Source organism: Rhodoligotrophos defluvii (assembly GCF_005281615.1).
In the GTDB taxonomy this organism is placed as follows: domain Bacteria; phylum Pseudomonadota; class Alphaproteobacteria; order Rhizobiales; family Im1; genus Rhodoligotrophos; species Rhodoligotrophos defluvii.
Window position 1 is genome coordinate 548,183 of sequence record NZ_SZZM01000003.1, and the last position, 16,671, is coordinate 564,853.

A 16,671-nucleotide genomic window follows, 5' to 3' on the forward strand; every position below is an offset into this window, starting at 1 on the left:
CCCGCGGGAACAGGAAGGAGCGGGCGCAGGCATGATGCCGGCGCCCGCTTCGTCTGCGGTTCCAGGCAAATGCCCTATGTCCGCTCTCGCGTATCGGTGAACCGGATCTTCGGCCAGTCCTGCATGGACCGGTTCAGGTCCCAGATCGACCGGGCGAGAAACACCGGAAATCCGTCGCGGTCCTCCGCCATGGCCGAGCGGTTATAGTCGCTGAACCGCTCGAGCTCCTTCGGATCGTCGCTGGCAATCCAGCGCGCGGTCTCGAACGGGGCGGGCTCGAAGCCCATGGCCACCTTGTATTCCTGCTCGCAGCGGGATTTCAGCACGTCGAGCTGAAGCTGACCCACCACGCCGACGATCCAGTTGGAGCCGATCACCGGTTTGAAGATTTGCGTAACCCCCTCCTCGGCCAGGTCTTCAAGGGCCCGCCGCAGCTGCTTTGATTTCATGGGATCATCGAGCCGGATGCGCCGCAGAATCTCCGGGGCGAAATTGGGAATGCCCGTAAAGCGGACATCCTCGCCCTCGGTGAGCGCGTCTCCCACCCGCAAGACGCCGTGATTGGGAATGCCGATAATGTCGCCCGGCAGCGCATCGTCCGCTAGCTCCCGCTCCTGCGCGAAGAAGAAGATCGGGCTGTGCACCGCAATGGTTTTGCCCGACGAGACCTGCTTGAGCTTCATGCCGCGCCGGAAGGTGCCCGAGCACAGTCGCATGAAGGCCACCCGGTCCCGATGGTTCGGATCCATGTTGGCCTGCACCTTGAAGACGAAGCCGGTCACCCTCGGTTCCTCCGGCATCACGGCCCGCGGCTCACCCGGCTGCGGCCGTGGCGGCGGCGCAAACCGCGACAGCGCCTCGAGCAGCTCCGCGACGCCGTAGCCACGCAGCGCCGAACCGAAGAACACCGGCGTCATGTGGCCCTCCCGATAGGCCTCCAGGTCGAACGGCTTGTAGGCTTCCGCCGCCAATTCCGCCATCTCCCGGAACGGGCCGGTCACATAGTCGGGCACCAGCGCATCGAGGCGCGGATCGTTAAGGCCGCCGAGTTCGACCACCGTGTCATGGACCTGCCCCCGCCCCTGGCCCGACGTGAGGAACCGCCTGGTCGTCGAATCATAGAGGCCGTGGAAGTCGGCGCCCATGCCGACCGGGAGCACCTGCGGCGCAACGTCGAGCGCGAGCGTCGCCTCGATCTCGTCCATGAGCGCGAAGGCGTCGCGACCCTCCTGGTCGACCTTGTTGATGAAGGTGATGATCGGGATGTCACGCAGCCGGCACACTTCGAACAGCTTGCGCGTCTGGCTCTCGATACCTTTGGCCGCGTCGATCACCATCACCGCGGAGTCGACCGCAGTCAGGGTGCGGTAAGTGTCTTCGGAGAAATCTTCATGGCCCGGCGTATCGAGCAGGTTGAACGTGAGGCCGTCACGCTCGAAGGTCATGACCGAGCTCGACACCGAAATGCCGCGCTGCTGCTCGATCGCCAGCCAGTCGGAGCGGGTGCGCCGCCGCTCGCCGCGTGCCCGCACCGCGCCCGCTGCCCGGATCGCTCCGCCCGCCAGCAGCAGCTTCTCGGTCAGCGTCGTCTTGCCCGCGTCCGGATGCGAGATGATGGCGAAGGTCCGCCGGGATTCGTAAGGGGCCGGACGGCCCGAGGCCGGCGAGGGAACGGCGTTGGCCTTCACCGGCAGGACGGTGGCTGTCGAATTCGTATCTGTCACTGTGGCTCCACCAGAGATCGGGGCTGCAAGGACGGTTTGCGCAGCACATATCGGTATTCCGGCGCCGGACGCAACCACGCGAGCTCACGATGCGCGTACGCCGTCGATGACAGGCTGAAACGGCCATGCCATAAGAACGTCCATGAAGATCGCGACCTATAACATCAACGGCATCAAAGCTCGACTCGACAATCTGGTGCAATGGCTCAAGGAAGCCTCTCCCGACGTCTGCTGCCTGCAGGAGATAAAATGCGAGGACATGGCCTTTCCCAGGGGGCCGATCGAGGATCTCGGCTATAACGTCGCCGTACATGGGATGAAGGGCCTGCACGGTGTCGCCATTCTGTCGAAGTCACCCATGGACGAGGTGTTGCCGCGCTTGGACGGTAATCCCGAAGATGCCCAGTCCCGCTACATGGAAGCGGTGATCTCGACCGCCTGGGGCGCAGTGCGTGTGGCCTCCCTGTACCTGCCCAACGGCAATCCGATCGGCACCGACAAGTTCAGCTACAAGCTGGAGTGGATGCGCCGCCTGATCCATCGGGCGAAGCAGTTGTTGCTGCTCGAGGAGGCTTTCGTGCTGGCCGGCGATTACAACATCATACCGGCCGATATCGATGCCCGCTTTCCCGAGGCATGGGTGAGCGATGCTCTGTTCCAGCCCGAATCCCGCGCGCTCTACCGGGAACTGGTCAATCTCGGCCTGACCGATGGATTTCGCGCCTGCGCGCCGGGTCCTGGCCAATACAGCTTCTGGGATTACCAGGCGGGGGCGTTCCAGAAGAACAACGGCATCCGCATCGATCACCTGCTGCTGTCGCCGCAAGCCACCGACCGGCTGCAAGCGGCCGGCATCGACCGCCACGTCCGCGCCTGGGAACGGCCATCGGACCACGTGCCGGTCTGGATCGCGCTTGACCGCTAGACTCTGTCAGGGCGACACGCTCCGCATCGGCCTCGGGAATTTCGCGGCCCAGTCCTGCGCGCGCCCCTCTGCGTCCGTACGCTCGGCGGCGCTGGCCTCCTTCATCAGGTGCTCGTAACGGTCGAAGATCTCTGGATTTTCTTCCGGCCGCGCGCTCTGCTGCGCCAGGATGTACCACATCAGCGCCCGGATGCGGTCCTGCCGGACATAGTCGCCGTCCCAGTACATGTCGCCGAGCAGCGCCTCCGCCGGGGCGTAGCGCTTGCGCGCCGCGAGCATGAGCCAGCGGACCGCCTGCTCTCGGTTGCGCCTGGTTCCCTCGCCTTTGAAATACATCAGCCCGAGCGCATACTGGGCAGCCGGGTGGCTATAGGTCGAGGCGAGCTTGTATATATTCAAAGCCCTCTCTGGATCGGGCGCGATCCCTGCCTGCTTGTCACCGACCCGGTAATAATTGGCGACCTGCACCAGCGCGTCGATCGAAGCCCACCGGAGCTTGGGATCGCTCTCGTCGGGGTTAAAGGCTGCGGCCACTCTCTCGTAATATTGCAGTGCTGCCTTGTTATCGGCCGTGACCCCCTGCCCCAGCCGGTACATATGGCCGAGATACAGGGTCGCGATCAGGTCGCCGTCGTCCGAGGCCTGCTTAAGATTGACCAGGGCTGTGGCAAAATCGCCCTTCTGATAAGCCTCCGACGCGCGTTCCCGCTCGTCCGCCCAGGTGGGCGGCACGAGGCTCTTTGTGGTGAGCTTGGGCGATGCCGGAATGAATGAGTAGAAATGGGCGGCAATGTCATTGACGTCGCTTGCCCACACCGACGACCCAGTGGCCGATGCCACGCCTGAAAAGAGCAGGCTGGCCAGCCACGCCGTCATTTTCATCCTCACGCGCCTCGGTCCACGACCTGTCCACGTCGGCTTGAAACGCAACTTGACCCACTCCATCGGAGCACTCGAACACCGGCCGTAGCCGACGCAAAAACCATCCATATTCAGCGACTCCAGAGGTCTTCTGGGAATTCCGGCGAGAAATCCGCTCAGAAAAGGCTCCTTTGTCCTACGACACAGGCCAGCTAGACCACCTCACGAAATCATCAGACTTCGCCAGGTCAACTTCGGTTGCCGGTCCCATTTATCGGAAAGCTTCGCCTGACCGGCGCGACCGACCATGCAAAAGGACGCTAATCCGTTTTTTAGGCGGAAAAAAGGAGTGGCAAGTTACTGCTCCTAACCTGAGATTAAAATCGGGTTTCCGTGCCATTTTTGCAACCAGTGGCGCAGCCCGGTTCGATGCACTTTCATGCTTACCAGAACTAACCTGCGATAGTGATCAGGTAAGGTCCTCTCGCTGACCATTGTTGGGCATGCATTCGACAACCAGAAGGCGAGCAATTCCAAAAATGGAAGGACGCGCGTAACGATACTCGGCTATTCTGGACCCGACAGGACAGGGATCGCAGAATGATCGCGCGTACTTTGGCTCTGGCGGTGGGCTTGTTCTGTGGCGTCGTGACATCCCAGCTGCCCGAATTCGGCCAGCAATATCGGCAGCGCCTGGGTGGGGCGATCGACGAGTTGCGGAAGGTGATGCAGCAGTTCGACAACGATGCCGAGGCCGCCGGCTTCAGCCGAGGAGAGGCACTTCAACATATGGTTGCCAGCAACGACCCGTTCCTTGAGCGGAGAGCCGCAAGCATCGGCTCGACCGCACGGCGGCTCGACAAGCTGGAGCAGCAGCAGGTCGCCATCGATCGTGCCAGCCAGTTTGGCCGATTGCTCGTCCTCGTCGACAGGTCGGATCCGCAGATCCTGACCAACACCTATTACGCCTTCGAGCCTGCGGTCCCGGTCACCGCGGAAGGCTTCGTCGCGGCCGGCGTCGGATTTGCCGGTGGCTGGTCCACCGTGCGTCTGCTCGGGTTTCTGGTCAGACGGCGCCGCCGCTCTCGCAGCCTGGCTCACGGAGCATGATCAGGCGCCGCCGGCTCGCGGGCATCGGCCGGCCATTTGCACCCTCACCCGTCCCGCGGCGGCTTGCTATCGGTTTCGGCCGGAACCACCGGCACCTCGAGGTCGATGACGCCGGCCCTCTGGAAGACGACCGTTACGGGAATTCGATCCCCACCGCGAGCGGCGCCTTGAGACCGGAAAACGTCAGGTGCACGGGGCTGCCGGATGCGAATGCAACTTGGGTCGCACCGCCGGCAGATGATCCGCCCTGTGCCACGCCGACGAGGTCGCGCTCGCCCGTCTGCTGTTGCTCGGCAAGGCTCACCGCGCCGGCGATCGGGCTTTCGATCCGTAGGATCTGGTCTGCCTCGTCCCCGTTCTCGACCGTCAGATAGCCGTTGGTGGCGAGCGCGCCGGGTCCGGCCGGCTCGACCAACGCGCCCCGGATATTCACCCGATTGGACGTCCGGCTATCGAGCGCAAATGCCGCCAGGCTGCCCACGGTCAGGCTGATGGCGACAATGACCTTAGCACTGAATTGCATTCGACCCGTTCCATGGCGTCCGCCGAACCTTTGCCAGGTCTCCCGGTGCAAGACCTGACCGGCGGCGATGCGGCCGCTCGCCTTGAAAGAACCCCAGAGAGGCGCCCGTATCGTCAGGCGCGCCGCAAGATGGCTGGCACTATCGAGCCGCGCCTGGCCGAGATCAATGCGACGCAACGGAGCGCGACAGGCTGCCTCACCCGGAAGGCTAAACCGCTAGCGGACTGGAGGATTCGGAGGCAGTTTGGAGAAGTTCTAATCTAAGGCACTGATAACTAACGAAATTTTGCCCCCAAAACACAGGGAAGCTATTGCGGTCGGGCCTCTAGGCGCCTAGTGTGCTCCGCGGCAATCGTGCATCTCGCGCTGCTGGGATCGCGCGGGATTTTTGATGTCCGGGAGGTCACATGGGATTTCATCGGTTGGTAATGGCGGTGGTCGGGGGCACCATGCTCGCTGGTCAGATTCTGGTCGGCCAGGCTTCCGATGCGGATGCGCAAGAGGTGAACGTCTATTCCTATCGGCAGCCGTTCCTTATTGAGCCGCTGCTCAAGGCTTTCACCGAGGAGACCGGCATCAAGACCAAGGTGCTGTTCGACGACAAGGCGCTTATCGAGCGCATGGTGCAGGAAGGCGCGAGCAGCCCGGCCGACGTGCTGCTGACGGTTGACGTGGGCCGTTTGCAGGCCGCGGTACAGAGCGGGGTCGTCCAGCCGGTCAAGTCCGCCGTGCTCGAGGCGAATATTCCCGCCGAGTTCCGCAGCCCCGAGGGGGAATGGTTCGCACTGACCAGCCGGGCGCGCGTGGTATACGCCTCGAAGGACCGGGTCCAGCAGGACAGCTTCACCTATGAGGAGCTGGCGGATCCGAAATGGCGGGGCAAGATCTGCATCCGTTCCGGCCAGCACGTCTACAACACCGCCCTTATCGCGGCCATGATCGCGCACCACGGGGAGGAGAAGACAAAGACGTGGCTCGAGGGGGTGAAGGCCAACTTGGCGCGCAAACCCTCCGGCGGCGATCGCGACCAGGTCAAGGGCATTTTCGCGGGCGAGTGCGACATCGCACTCGGCAACACCTACTACATGGCCAAGATGCTCACCAACGACAAGGAGCCCGAGCAGAAGCAATGGGCTGAAGCGAGCCGCATCATCTTCCCCACCTTCGAGAATGGCGGCACCCATGTGAATATCTCCGGCGTCGCCCTGGCCAAGCACGCGCCCAATCGCGACGCGGCAGTGAAGCTGATGGAGTTCCTGTCGAGCGACAAGGCCCAGAAGCTCTATGCCGAGGCCAATGACGAATATCCGATCAAGCCGGGCATCGAGCCGGCACCGATCGTGAAGGCCTGGGGAGATTTCGAGCCCGATAATCTCAGCCTCGACGAAATCGCCGAGCTGCGCGACGAGGCGAGCCGGCTGGTGGACGAAGTCGATTTTGACGCTGGCCCCCAGTCCTGATCCGCTTGCAGGACACGACCACATGGCGGACGACCCGGCGCCGTCATCGGCATGGCGCCGCTCGTCCGCGCGGGTTGCTTCCCTAAGGATCGGCCGCAGCGGCCGATCCTGGATCGTGGCGGCATCCATCATCAGCGGTCTTGCTATCGCGCCGATCCTCGCTTTGGTGTGGATTGCGGTGGTTCATCCCACCGCCAATGCCTGGCCGCATCTGCTGGCCACGGTGCTGCCCAGCTCAGCCTGGACCACGGCCCTGCTGCTGGGCGGCGTGTGCATCGTGGTCCTGGTCGTCGGCACGTCCACCGCTTGGCTCGTCACCATGTACGAGTTTCCGGGCCGGCGGGTCTTCGACTGGTTGCTGGCGGTGCCGCTGGCCATGCCGACCTACCTCTCCGCCTTCGCTTATATCGAGATCTGGGACTATGCCGGCCCGATCCAGACTACGCTGCGCCAGCTGTTCGGCTGGACCAGCGCGCGGGATTACTGGTTCCCGGACATCCGCACCCTTGGCGGCGCGATCCTGATCCTCTCCTTCGCTCTCTACCCCTACGTCTATCTCACCGCACGCGGAAGCTTCGCGCAGACGCCGGCCCAGCTGCTGGACGCCAGCCGCGCGCTCGGTCACTCCGCGCTCGAGACGTTCTGGCGCGTGGCGCTGCCGCTGGCCCGCCCCGCGCTTGCCGCCGGCGCGACCCTTGCCTTGATGGAATGTCTGAACGACATCGGTGCCGTCGGCTTTCTCGGTGTACGCACGCTCACGGTGAGCGTCTACAACACCTGGCTCGAACGCAACAACTTGGGCGGTGCGGCCCAGCTTGCCTGCGTGATGCTGCTCTTTGTCATGGCCTTGCTGTGGCTCGAGCGATTGAGCCGGAAGCAGCAGCGCTATCATGCCACGGGACGCCCCCAGTATCCGGTTGCGCGGCGCCGGCTTGGCCCCGCCGGCAGCAGCGCGGCGATTCTCGGTTGCACCCTGCCGATTGCCATCGGCTTCGGCACCCCGTTTTTCGTGTTCCTCAGCGCCGCCTTCACCCATTGGCAGGCGGTAATCGAGCCCACCTTCTGGGGCTTGCTGCGCAACAGCGTCCTTCTGTCGGCGATCGGCGCGGCGCTGACCGTCGCCGCCGGCCTCGTCCTCGTCTATGCCCGACGCTCCAGCGCCAGCATGCCCCTGTCCATCGTCACCCGCCTTGCCTCCCTGGGCTACGCGGTGCCCGGCACCGTGCTGGGCCTGGGCATTCTGGTGCCTCTCGCCGCCATGGACAACTTTGTCGACGGTTGGATGCGCAGCCTGTTCGGCGTCTCGACCGGGCTGCTCGTTACCGGCAGCGCCGGCGCCATCGTCATAGCCTACGCGATTCGTTTTCTCGCCATGTCGCAAGGCTCGATCGAAGCCGGGTTCTCCCGCCTCTCGCCCAATCTCGACGCGGCGGCCCGCAATCTCGGCCGCACCCCGCGCCAAGTTCTCTGGGAGATCCATCTGCCTCTCATCCGGCCGGCGCTCGGCGCTGCCGCCGTGCTCGTCTTCGTCGATGCCATGAAGGAGCTGCCGGCGACTTTGCTGCTGCGCCCTTTCGACTTCGACACCCTGGCCACACACGTATATACCCTCGCTTCCTTCGACATGTTCGAGGAGGCTTCGCTCTCGGCCTTGGCCATCGTAGCGGTGGGCTGTCTGCCGGTGTTCCTGCTGCAACGCTTGCTGATCGCTCGCGCGGCTTAGGAGCATTTTCGAGCGAAGTGGATACCGGTTCGCGTGAAGAAAATGCGACCCAGCAAGACCTTGAGGCGCGGATCCGCGATACGAGGAAGAGCGGACGCTCTCAGCGCATCGACATATTGTGCTTTGCACCAAATTATGTTGCAATGCAGCTAGACATGCTTGGGCATGTCGCATTTGTTTCGATCGCTCTACCCCGGAACGGTCGGAGCACGGCGGATCCCGGCGGGAACGGTGCGGATCCATCCAGGTTCGCGCCGGGATCTTGCCTGTTGCGGCGCCGGCTGAGTGCGTCCGCCTCGTTGTAAACTCAAATTCGCCATAATTGTCGACACGCGGGCTTGCTTGCTTTAGCACTTGGGCCGACCTTCTCGGGCGGAGCCTCCATGCTTGCATCAATTCTTCTGCGCCTTTGTGCGCTCGCGATCTTTGCGGGTTGCGTCGGGGCCTCTCTGCAAGTCCAAGCCGATGGCATCGACCCGGCTTATGACAGCTTCCTCGCCCGCAAGGCCTATGATGTGCCCACGAAACCCGGGCTCGGCCCAGCCGGCTATAATCTCGGCAATTTCCACGCCGGAAATCACCAGCCCGGCGCGGTGCTGCTGGGTTCGGTCGGCGCCAAGCCACCCCCGCCGGATCAGGCTGATCCGCGCTACAACTTCATCCCCTCCAAGGACTACGGTCAAGGCGCCGGCATCAACATCAGGGTCAGCTTCTGAGGTTGTGGGCAGGTCACCTGCCGGCTTCAATCGGTCCGGCTTCTCGTCAAATTGGCCGCTTAGAGTTCTACTCATTTGAGTGGGAGCATAATTCATGTTCGACAGCCTGAAATTCGTTTTAACCCAAAAGCTTGGATGGATTTTCAAAGGTGGCGATGCAAGCGCGCCAGATCTTGGGGCCTGCAGCGGTGACGTTGTCCATGACGTGGCCGGTTCCGATCCCAAGCCTTGCAGCGACAGCGCCGACCGCGTCTTTTACGTGCCGCTGCCCGATCTGCAGACCATGGCCTGAAGAGACATAGGTTGAACCATGCTCGACAACATAAGGCTATTTTTAATCCGGAACCTTGGCTGGATCTTCGGGGTTAGATCTGATCCGGAGATGAGCTGTGGCTACGATCACGGCGATTTTTTCTATGCGATGGACGGGGCCGACCCGCACGAATGCAGACGAGCTCTCGACCTGATGTATCCTGACCTGAAGAACACCGTCGCGGATTGGTAAAGCAACGAGAGGGAAACACTATCCCTCTCCAACCCGCCTGAACCACTCGTCTTCGTCGATCACCTCGATGCCGAGTTCGGCCGCTTTCTTGAGCTTCGAGCCCGCGCCGGGGCCGGCGACCACCAGATCCGTCTTGGCCGATACCGAGCCGGCGGCCTTGGCCCCGAGCCGCTCCGCCATGGCCTTGGCTTCGTCCCGCGAGAGGCGGGTGAGGCTACCGGTGAACACGATCGTCTTGCCCGCGACCGGCGATGTGGTCACCACCCGTTCCACCGGCTGCACCTCGATCTCCTCGAGCAGGGCCTCGATCACCTCCCAATTGTGATCTTCAGCGAAGAAATCGGCGATGGCGCGGGCAACCGTCGTGCCAATGCCCTCGATGTCGTCCAGCTCCTGAAATTGCCGGCCTTCCGGATCGCTGCCGATCGCCCGCATCGCACCAAGAAAACTGTCGATGTCGCCATAGCTCCGGGCGAGCAGGCGCGCCGTGGTCTCACCCACATGGCGGATGCCGAGCGCATAGATGAAGCGGTCGAGCGATATGCGGCGGCGCGCATTGATCGCATCGAACAGTTTGGCGACCGAGGTCGGCCCCCAGCCTTCGCGGTTCTTGAGCTTGGTGAGCGCGCTGTCCTCATCCCGCCGCTGCAGAGTGAAGATGTCGGGCGCCCGGCGGACGAGGCCATCATTGAAGAAGGACGTGATCTGCTTCTCGCCCAGCCCCTCGATGTCGAAAGCATTGCGCGAAACGAAATGTTTCAGCCGCTCGATCGCCTGCGCCGGGCAGATCAGGCCGCCGGTGCAGCGTCGCACTGCATCGACCTTGCCGGTCTTGGAATTGACCTCGCGCACCGCGTGGCTTCCGCAGGCTGGGCAGGTCTCGGGGAACACGTAAGGCGCTGCATCCGGCAGCCGCTTCTCCTTCACCACGGTAACGATCTGCGGAATGACGTCGCCGGCCCGCTGCACCACCACCGTATCGCCGATGCGAATATCCTTCCGCGCGATCTCGTCCTCATTGTGCAAGGTCGCGTTGGTGACCACCACCCCGCCCACCGTGATCGGCTCGAGCCGCGCAACCGGGGTAAGCGCGCCCGTTCGCCCCACCTGGATCTCGATGTCGCGCAACACCGTCGTGGCCTGCTGCGCCGGGAATTTGTGCGCAACCGCCCAGCGCGGCGCCCGCGAGACGAAGCCGAGACGCTCCTGCAGCGCGAGGTCGTTGACCTTGTAGACGACACCGTCGATGTCGTAGGTGAGCCCTGCCCGCCCCTCGCCGATCTCATGATAGAAGGCGAGCATCTCCTCGACCGAGTTGCACAGCCGCATGAGCGGATTGGTCGGCAGGCCCCAGCGCTTGAACGCCTCGTAGACGTCCCATTGCGTTTTCCCGGGCAGGCCGCCATTGCTGACCTCGCCCCAGGCATAGCAGAAGAATCTCAGCGGCCGCGATGCCGTGATGGTGGCATCCAGCTGGCGCAGTGAGCCCGCCGCCGCATTGCGCGGATTGGCGAAGACCTTTCCGCCGCTCTCCGCCTGCTGCGCATTGAGCGCCGCGAAATCCTGATGCCGCATGTAGATTTCGCCGCGCGCCTCGAACACCGCGGGCACATCGCTGCCGCGCAAGACCTCCGGAACATCCTTGATGGTGCGGACATTCACCGTGACGTTCTCGCCCTCATAGCCGTCGCCACGGGTTGCCGCCTGTACCAGCTTCCCGCGCTCATAGCGCAGCGAAATGGACAGGCCGTCGATCTTGGGTTCGCCCGTGAAAGCCAGCGGCGCATCATCCGCCAGCCTCAGAAACCGCCTGATGCGGCCGACGAAATCATGCACGTCCTCGTCATCGAAGGCATTGGACAGCGATAGCATCGGCACCGCATGGCGCACCGTGCCGAACGGACCGGAGGGCTTGACCCCGACCCGGCGGCTCGGACTGTCCTCCCGCGCCAGATGGGGGAATTGCGCCTCGATGGCAGCATTGCGCATGCGCAACGCGTCATAGTCCGCATCCGAGATGACGGGCGCATCGTCCCGGTAATAGAGCTCGTCGTGATGGGCGATTTCGGCGGCGAGCTGCGCCAGCTCTTCGCGGGCCTCGTCTTCGCTGAGCTGGTCGACAGGCTTCGTCGACGTCAGGGTGGTCATGCCTTACTCCGTACCGATCAACAACCGCTCGGCCTGGGCGCGCGCCTCGTCGGTGACCGTCGCACCGGAGAGCATGCGGGCGATCTCCTCCCGGCGCCGCGGCTCATCGAGCGTGTCGATGCGTGTCACCATCCGCAAGTCGTCACCGTCCGACTGCTCGCGTTTGGCCACCAGCAGGTGACCGTCGGCGCGGGCGGCCACCTGCGGCGAGTGGGTCACCGCCAGAACCTGCAGCGACGTGGCGAGCCGCGCCAGCCGCTGGCCGATGGCGTCGGCCACCGCGCCGCCAACGCCCGTGTCGATTTCATCGAAAATGAGGGTGGGCGCGCTCGCCTTTGCCGAGAGCACCACCTTCAGCGCCAGCATGAAGCGGGCAAGCTCGCCGCCGGACGCAACCCGCATCAGCGGGCCAGGGTCCGCGCCGGGATTGGCGGCAACCTTGAACTCCACCCGATCGAGGCCATGGGCACCAGCCTGGTCTTCACTCGATGCAAGGTCGGTGAGGAATCGCGCCCGTTCCAGCTTCAGTGGCGGCAGCTCCACCATCACCGCCTCGTCCAGAGTACGGGCCGCTTGCCGGCGCGCCCCGCTCAAGCCTTGGGCAAGCTCGAAATACCGCGCCCGCGCCGCAGCCGCAGCCACCTCGAGTTCGCCGAGCTTGCCCTCCCCGGCCTGCAGATTGGCAAGATCGTTCTCGAAGCGCTCGAGCAAGGCAGGCAGTTCGTCGGCCGCCATCTTGTACTTGCGCGCCGCCCCACGCAGCGCAAACAGCCTTTCCTCGATGCGCTCCAGTTCGCGCGGGTCGTATTCGAACGCACGCTGCGCCTCGGCCACTGCGCTTTCCGCTTCCCCGATCTCGACCACCACCCGGTCGAGGGCCGCCACCACCGCATCCAGCCGCCCGCCCGCCTCCGCCTGCCGCCGCTCGAGGCGCCGCAGCGCCGCGTTCAAACTGGCAACACGCGTGCCATCGCCCGAGAGCGCCTGCGCCGCTTCGTCGAGCGCCGCGGCGAACTGCTCCGCATTCATCATCAGGGCGCGCCGGTCGGCGAGATCGTCCTCTTCTCCAGGCCGGGCATCCAGCTTGCGCAGCTCATCCGCCGCGTGCTCCAGGTAATCCCGTTCGGCCGCCGCCTTGTCGAGGCTGCCGCGGTGGCGTTCCAGCACCTGCTCGGCGTCGCGCCAAGTGCGCCAAGCCGCGGCCACCGCATCGGCCTGGCGTTCGAGCCCGCCATAAGCGTCGAGCAGACGCCGATGATTGGCCACATCGACCAGGGCGCGGTCGTCATGCTGGCCATGGATCTCGGCCAGAAGCCCGCCCAGCTGCCGCAGCAGGCTCACGGACACCGGCTGATCGTTGATGGTGGCGCGGCTGCGGCCGTCCAGGGTCTGGATGCGGCGGATCACCAGCTCGCCATCCGCATCGATGCCGCTTTCCGCAAGGAGCGCGAAGGCGGCGTGGTCGGGTCTGAGGTCGAAGGCAGCCGTGACCACCGCCCGGTCCGCCCCCTTGCGCACGAGCGCGGCGTCCCCGCGCGCCCCGAGCACCAGGCCGAGGCTGTCGAGCAGAATGGATTTGCCCGCGCCGGTCTCGCCGGTGAACACGGTGAGACCCGGCCCGAGCGTTACGTCGAGCCGGTCTATCAGCACGATGTCTCTGATCGAAAGCGCGGTCAGCATCGCGCCCTATATACCCCATCCGGATATCGGGGCGCGAGCGGGAAGCTCAGTCGCGGGCAGCCTCTCCCTCGTAGAGGCGCTGCGCTTCCGTGAGCGCCTCGTCCAGGCGCCGCCCGGGCCGATACGCGGCCAGCGCCTCGGAGCGCTCGACGCCGGGCATGAGTCCCGGCGAAGGCTCCTCCTCCCCGATGATGGTCCGCACGGGGATCACGCCCGCCCACACGGGATGGGTGCCATCCTCGTCGTCATCGCCCACGTTCTTGGCGCGCACCTTGGCGGAGGCCTCCTCGATCCGCATGCCAATGACGGTCGTCGCTTTGCTCTCCTGGCCTGTGATCTGGCGCAGCTCCGCGGCCCGGCCGGGGAAGAACCGGTCCACCACCCCGACCAGTGCCCGCGCCTTCTCGTCCGGGTCATCCAAGATGCGGGCGGTGCCGAAGCACATCGCCGAGCGATAGTTGAGCGAATGGTTGAAGCCCGAACGGGCCAGCACCAGCCCGTCCAGATGCGAGACGGTCAGGCAGGCCGGCGTGCCGCCCTTGAGATGGCGCAGCATCCGGCTGGCCGAAGAACCGTGCCAGTAGAGCATGTCACCTTCGTGCCAGTAGATGGTGGGCGTGCAATAGGGCTGACCCTCGATCACGTAGGCCACGTGGCACAGCATGCCGGCATCCAGGATGGCGAAGACCGCGTCCCGGTCATAAGATCCGCGCTCGTGGTACCGCTTCAGCCGGTTGCGGGCCGAGACTGGAAAGGTGGACGGAGCATCAAGGGTAACATCGGTCATAGCAATTGCATTCCTCGCCACAGTTATGCGCAATGTACCGGCAACATTGGCTCGCAAAAGATCCAATTTCATGCCAAAACTTCTAACCAAACCGGACTGGTCCGCGCTGATCCCGATCCTCCCGGGTAAAGGCCCGCGCGCCAACCAGCTCTACCAGGCAATCCGCCGGCTGATCGAAACCGGCCTCGTCCCGCCCGGCGCCAAGCTGCCCACCACGCGCGATTTGGCACGGCGGCTCGGCATCTCGCGCAGTGCGGCGATCGCCGCTTTCGAGCTCCTGACCGCCGAGGGCTTCACCGAAGCGCGCGTCGGGGCGGGCACTTTCGTGGCCACCCATGTGCCCCAGAGGGCACCCTCCCCTCCAGCCCGGCCGGCGCCACCAAGCGCCTTGGCAGCTGAACCCGTGCCGCCGCTGCCCGGCACCCTCGGCATCGCCATGGCCGACGAGCGCACCTGGCACATCTTCCGGAAGCTGATGTCGCGGCGGCTGTCCCGGCCGGCACCCGAGCACTTCGCTTACGGTGATCCGCGCGGCAGCAGCGCCTTGCGCGAGGCTGTCGCCGCCTATCTGCGCACCGCGCGCGGCGTGCGCTGCGATGCCCAGTCGATCGTGATCACCAGCGGCACCCAGCAGGGCCTGGATCTCATTGCCCGGGTCCTGATCTGCCCCGGAGACCCGGTGCTTGTGGAGGATCCCTGCTATCCCATGGCCCGATCGGCGCTGGTCAGCCGCGGCGCCCGCCTCATCGGCATTCCGGTCGACCGCGAGGGCCTGAACACCCTGGACGAGAAACAGCCTCTGCCCCGTGCGCGGGCGGTCTATGTCACGCCCTCACATCAATATCCCCTCGGCGTGACCATGACCATGCGGCGGCGCCTCGCCTTGCTCGACTGGGCAAGGCACAACGACGCCTGGATCATAGAGGACGACTATGACAGCGAGTTCCGCTATCTCGGGCCCCCGCTCGCGGCAATGCAGGGCATCGACGATGCGGCCCGTGTTATCTATCTCGGCACCTTTTCCAAGGTGCTGTTCCCGGGGCTGCGGCTCGGATACGCGGTTATTCCTGACGCCCTGCTCGATGCGGTTCTGGCGCTCCGCGTGAGCTCTGACCGCCAGCCATCCACGCTCGCGGAGGCGGCCCTCGCCGATTTGATTGCGCAGGGCCATTTCGCCGCCCATCTGCGCCGGGCCCGCCGTCGGGCGCAAGCCTCACGCGACGTGCTGGTCGCTACCCTGCGCGACCACGGCCCACCGGTGCTGACGGTGGAGCCACCGGCGCAAGGGCTGCACCTCGTAGCCAAGCTCGCCAGCCCGCGACTGGACGTTGAAATTGGCGCCGCCGCCAAGGCTGCCGGCATCGGCGCTCGTCCGCTGTCACCCATGTATGTGACCATGCCCCCGCAGCAGGGGCTGGTGCTGGGCTTCTCCGGGTTCCCCGACGAGGACCTGCGAAAAGCCGCGCGCAGGCTCTGCGAGATCGTCAGAACGGATTGATGGAGCTCAGCGCCTGGGTGATCCAGGACGACTGGTTCTCCTTCGGCTGCAAGCCGCTGCCCTGCAGCAGGTTATAGGCGTCCTGATACCACTGGCTGCCCGGGAAATTGTGGCCGAGAACGGCGGCGGCGGTCTGCGCTTCGGAGGTTACCCCGAGGGCGAGATAGGCTTCCACCAGACGGTAGAGCGCCTCCGGCGTATGAGACGTGGTCTGATAGGACTTGATCACCTTCTCGAAGCGATTGATCGCCGCCACATAGGCCTGCTGGGTCAGGTAATAGCGGCCGACCTCCATCTCCTTCCCGGCGAGATGGTCGCGCGCCAAAAGCGCCTTGGCCGCCGCATCCTTCGCATAGACCGAGTTCGGAAAGCGGCGGCTCACCTCGTCCAGCGCGGCGAGTGCCTTCTCGGTTGCGGTCTGATCGCGCTTCACGTCCGCAATCTGCTCGTAATAGGACAGGGCCACGAGATAGTAGGCATAAGCCACGTCCTTGTGGCCCGGATGCAGCGTGATGAAGCGCTGGGCGGCCAGGATTGCCTCGTCATATTCATTGCGCTGGTATTGCGCATAAGCGGCCATCAGCGTGGCCCTGGTTGCCCAGCTCGAATAGGGATGCTGGCGCTCAACCTCCTCGAACTGCTTGGCGGCCTTCGCGTAGGACCCGTCCTTCATGTAGTCGAGGCCCTTGTTGTAGAGGTCCGCCACCGGCTCGGCATCGTCCACCACCTGGCTCGAACCTTCCGGCGCCAGAGCGCCGCCGGAAGCGGGCATGGCCGTGCTGCTCGAGGTATCGGTCCCGCCGCCGTTCCACATGCCCGACAGGCTGCTGCAGCCGGACAACAGAAGCGCACCCGCGGTGGTGAGCGCTATGAAGCGCATCGCCTTCAAGCTGCCGCGCGGCGCCTGCTTCCGTCCGCTGCCCATAAGATCACCCCTCATCCAAACTCCTGGGGATTGTCGCCCTCCGTGCAGCGATCACCCGGTCCGCCGCATCCGCTGTATACCGATCA

14 protein-coding genes are annotated in these 16,671 nt (G+C 64.7%); 7 read left to right on the top strand and 7 right to left on the bottom strand.

Features of this window, described 5'->3' with window-relative positions:
* Nucleotides 1-74 precede the first annotated feature (74 nt).
* On the bottom strand, nt 75-1,688 hold the full coding sequence (locus E4P09_RS16830; protein ID WP_137390834.1) for a peptide chain release factor 3: 1,614 nt from the start codon (nt 1,686-1,688) through the stop codon (nt 75-77).
* Between the two features lie 178 nt (nt 1,689-1,866).
* Here E4P09_RS16830 and xth point away from each other — a divergent pair, with 178 nt between their 5' ends.
* Nucleotides 1,867-2,649 carry an exodeoxyribonuclease III gene (gene xth / locus E4P09_RS16835; RefSeq protein WP_137390751.1) on the top strand — a complete coding sequence of 261 codons (783 nt, stop codon included), beginning with the start codon at nt 1,867-1,869 and terminating at the stop codon, nt 2,647-2,649.
* 6 nt (nt 2,650-2,655) lie between these two features.
* Here the strand turns inward: xth and E4P09_RS16840 are convergent, their stop codons facing one another.
* Nucleotides 2,656-3,525, bottom strand: a complete 870-nt coding sequence (locus E4P09_RS16840) for a tetratricopeptide repeat protein (protein ID WP_170984475.1) — start codon at nt 3,523-3,525, stop codon at nt 2,656-2,658.
* Between the two features lie 585 nt (nt 3,526-4,110).
* Here E4P09_RS16840 and E4P09_RS16845 point away from each other — a divergent pair.
* Entirely contained in the window at nt 4,111-4,620 is a 510-nt protein-coding gene (locus tag E4P09_RS16845) for a DUF2937 family protein (RefSeq protein WP_137390753.1), read from the top strand.
* A 133-nt stretch (nt 4,621-4,753) separates the two neighbouring features.
* On the opposite strand, the gene E4P09_RS16850 is transcribed toward E4P09_RS16845, so the two are convergent.
* Nucleotides 4,754-5,143: a copper chaperone PCu(A)C gene (locus E4P09_RS16850; RefSeq protein WP_137390754.1), complete on the bottom strand. Its 390-nt coding sequence runs from the start codon at nt 5,141-5,143 to the stop codon at nt 4,754-4,756.
* 407 nt (nt 5,144-5,550) lie between these two features.
* On the opposite strand from E4P09_RS16850, the gene E4P09_RS16855 reads away from it, so the two are divergent.
* The 4 genes from E4P09_RS16855 (at nt 5,551) to E4P09_RS16870 (ending at nt 9,334) form a co-directional block, all read left to right on the top strand.
* On the top strand, nt 5,551-6,603 hold the full coding sequence (locus tag E4P09_RS16855; RefSeq protein ID WP_428977722.1) for a Fe(3+) ABC transporter substrate-binding protein: 1,053 nt from the start codon (nt 5,551-5,553) through the stop codon (nt 6,601-6,603).
* Between the two features lie 22 nt (nt 6,604-6,625).
* Nucleotides 6,626-8,326 carry an ABC transporter permease gene (locus E4P09_RS16860; protein WP_137390755.1) on the top strand — a complete coding sequence of 567 codons (1,701 nt, stop codon included), beginning with the start codon at nt 6,626-6,628 and terminating at the stop codon, nt 8,324-8,326.
* Between the two features lie 383 nt (nt 8,327-8,709).
* Entirely contained in the window at nt 8,710-9,042 is a 333-nt protein-coding gene (locus E4P09_RS16865; RefSeq protein ID WP_137390756.1) for a hypothetical protein, read from the top strand.
* A 94-nt stretch (nt 9,043-9,136) separates the two neighbouring features.
* Nucleotides 9,137-9,334 carry a hypothetical protein gene (locus E4P09_RS16870; RefSeq protein WP_137390757.1) on the top strand — a complete coding sequence of 66 codons (198 nt, stop codon included), beginning with the start codon at nt 9,137-9,139 and terminating at the stop codon, nt 9,332-9,334.
* Nucleotides 9,335-9,565: 231 nt separating this feature from the next.
* Here E4P09_RS16870 and ligA read toward each other — a convergent pair whose 3' ends face one another.
* The 3 genes from ligA to E4P09_RS16885 are packed head-to-tail and all read right to left on the bottom strand — an operon-like array spanning nt 9,566 to nt 14,162.
* Nucleotides 9,566-11,695 (bottom strand): NAD-dependent DNA ligase LigA, encoded by a 2,130-nt coding sequence (gene ligA / locus E4P09_RS16875; RefSeq protein WP_137390758.1) that lies wholly within the window; start codon nt 11,693-11,695, stop codon nt 9,566-9,568.
* Between the two features lie 3 nt (nt 11,696-11,698).
* The gene (recN, locus tag E4P09_RS16880; protein ID WP_137390759.1) at nt 11,699-13,375 is read right to left on the bottom strand and encodes a DNA repair protein RecN; all 1,677 of its coding nucleotides are present in this window, start codon (nt 13,373-13,375) and stop codon (nt 11,699-11,701) included.
* Nucleotides 13,376-13,421: 46 nt separating this feature from the next.
* Nucleotides 13,422-14,162: a pyridoxamine 5'-phosphate oxidase family protein gene (locus E4P09_RS16885; protein ID WP_137390760.1), complete on the bottom strand. Its 741-nt coding sequence runs from the start codon at nt 14,160-14,162 to the stop codon at nt 13,422-13,424.
* Between the two features lie 70 nt (nt 14,163-14,232).
* On the opposite strand from E4P09_RS16885, the gene pdxR reads away from it, so the two are divergent.
* Entirely contained in the window at nt 14,233-15,660 is a 1,428-nt protein-coding gene (pdxR, locus tag E4P09_RS16890) for a MocR-like pyridoxine biosynthesis transcription factor PdxR (protein WP_137390761.1), read from the top strand.
* Here pdxR and E4P09_RS16895 read toward each other — a convergent pair.
* Nucleotides 15,647-16,600, bottom strand: a complete 954-nt coding sequence (locus tag E4P09_RS16895; protein WP_239025237.1) for an outer membrane protein assembly factor BamD — start codon at nt 16,598-16,600, stop codon at nt 15,647-15,649. The genes pdxR and E4P09_RS16895 overlap by 14 nt on opposite strands.
* Between the last annotated feature and the right edge of the window lie 71 nt (nt 16,601-16,671).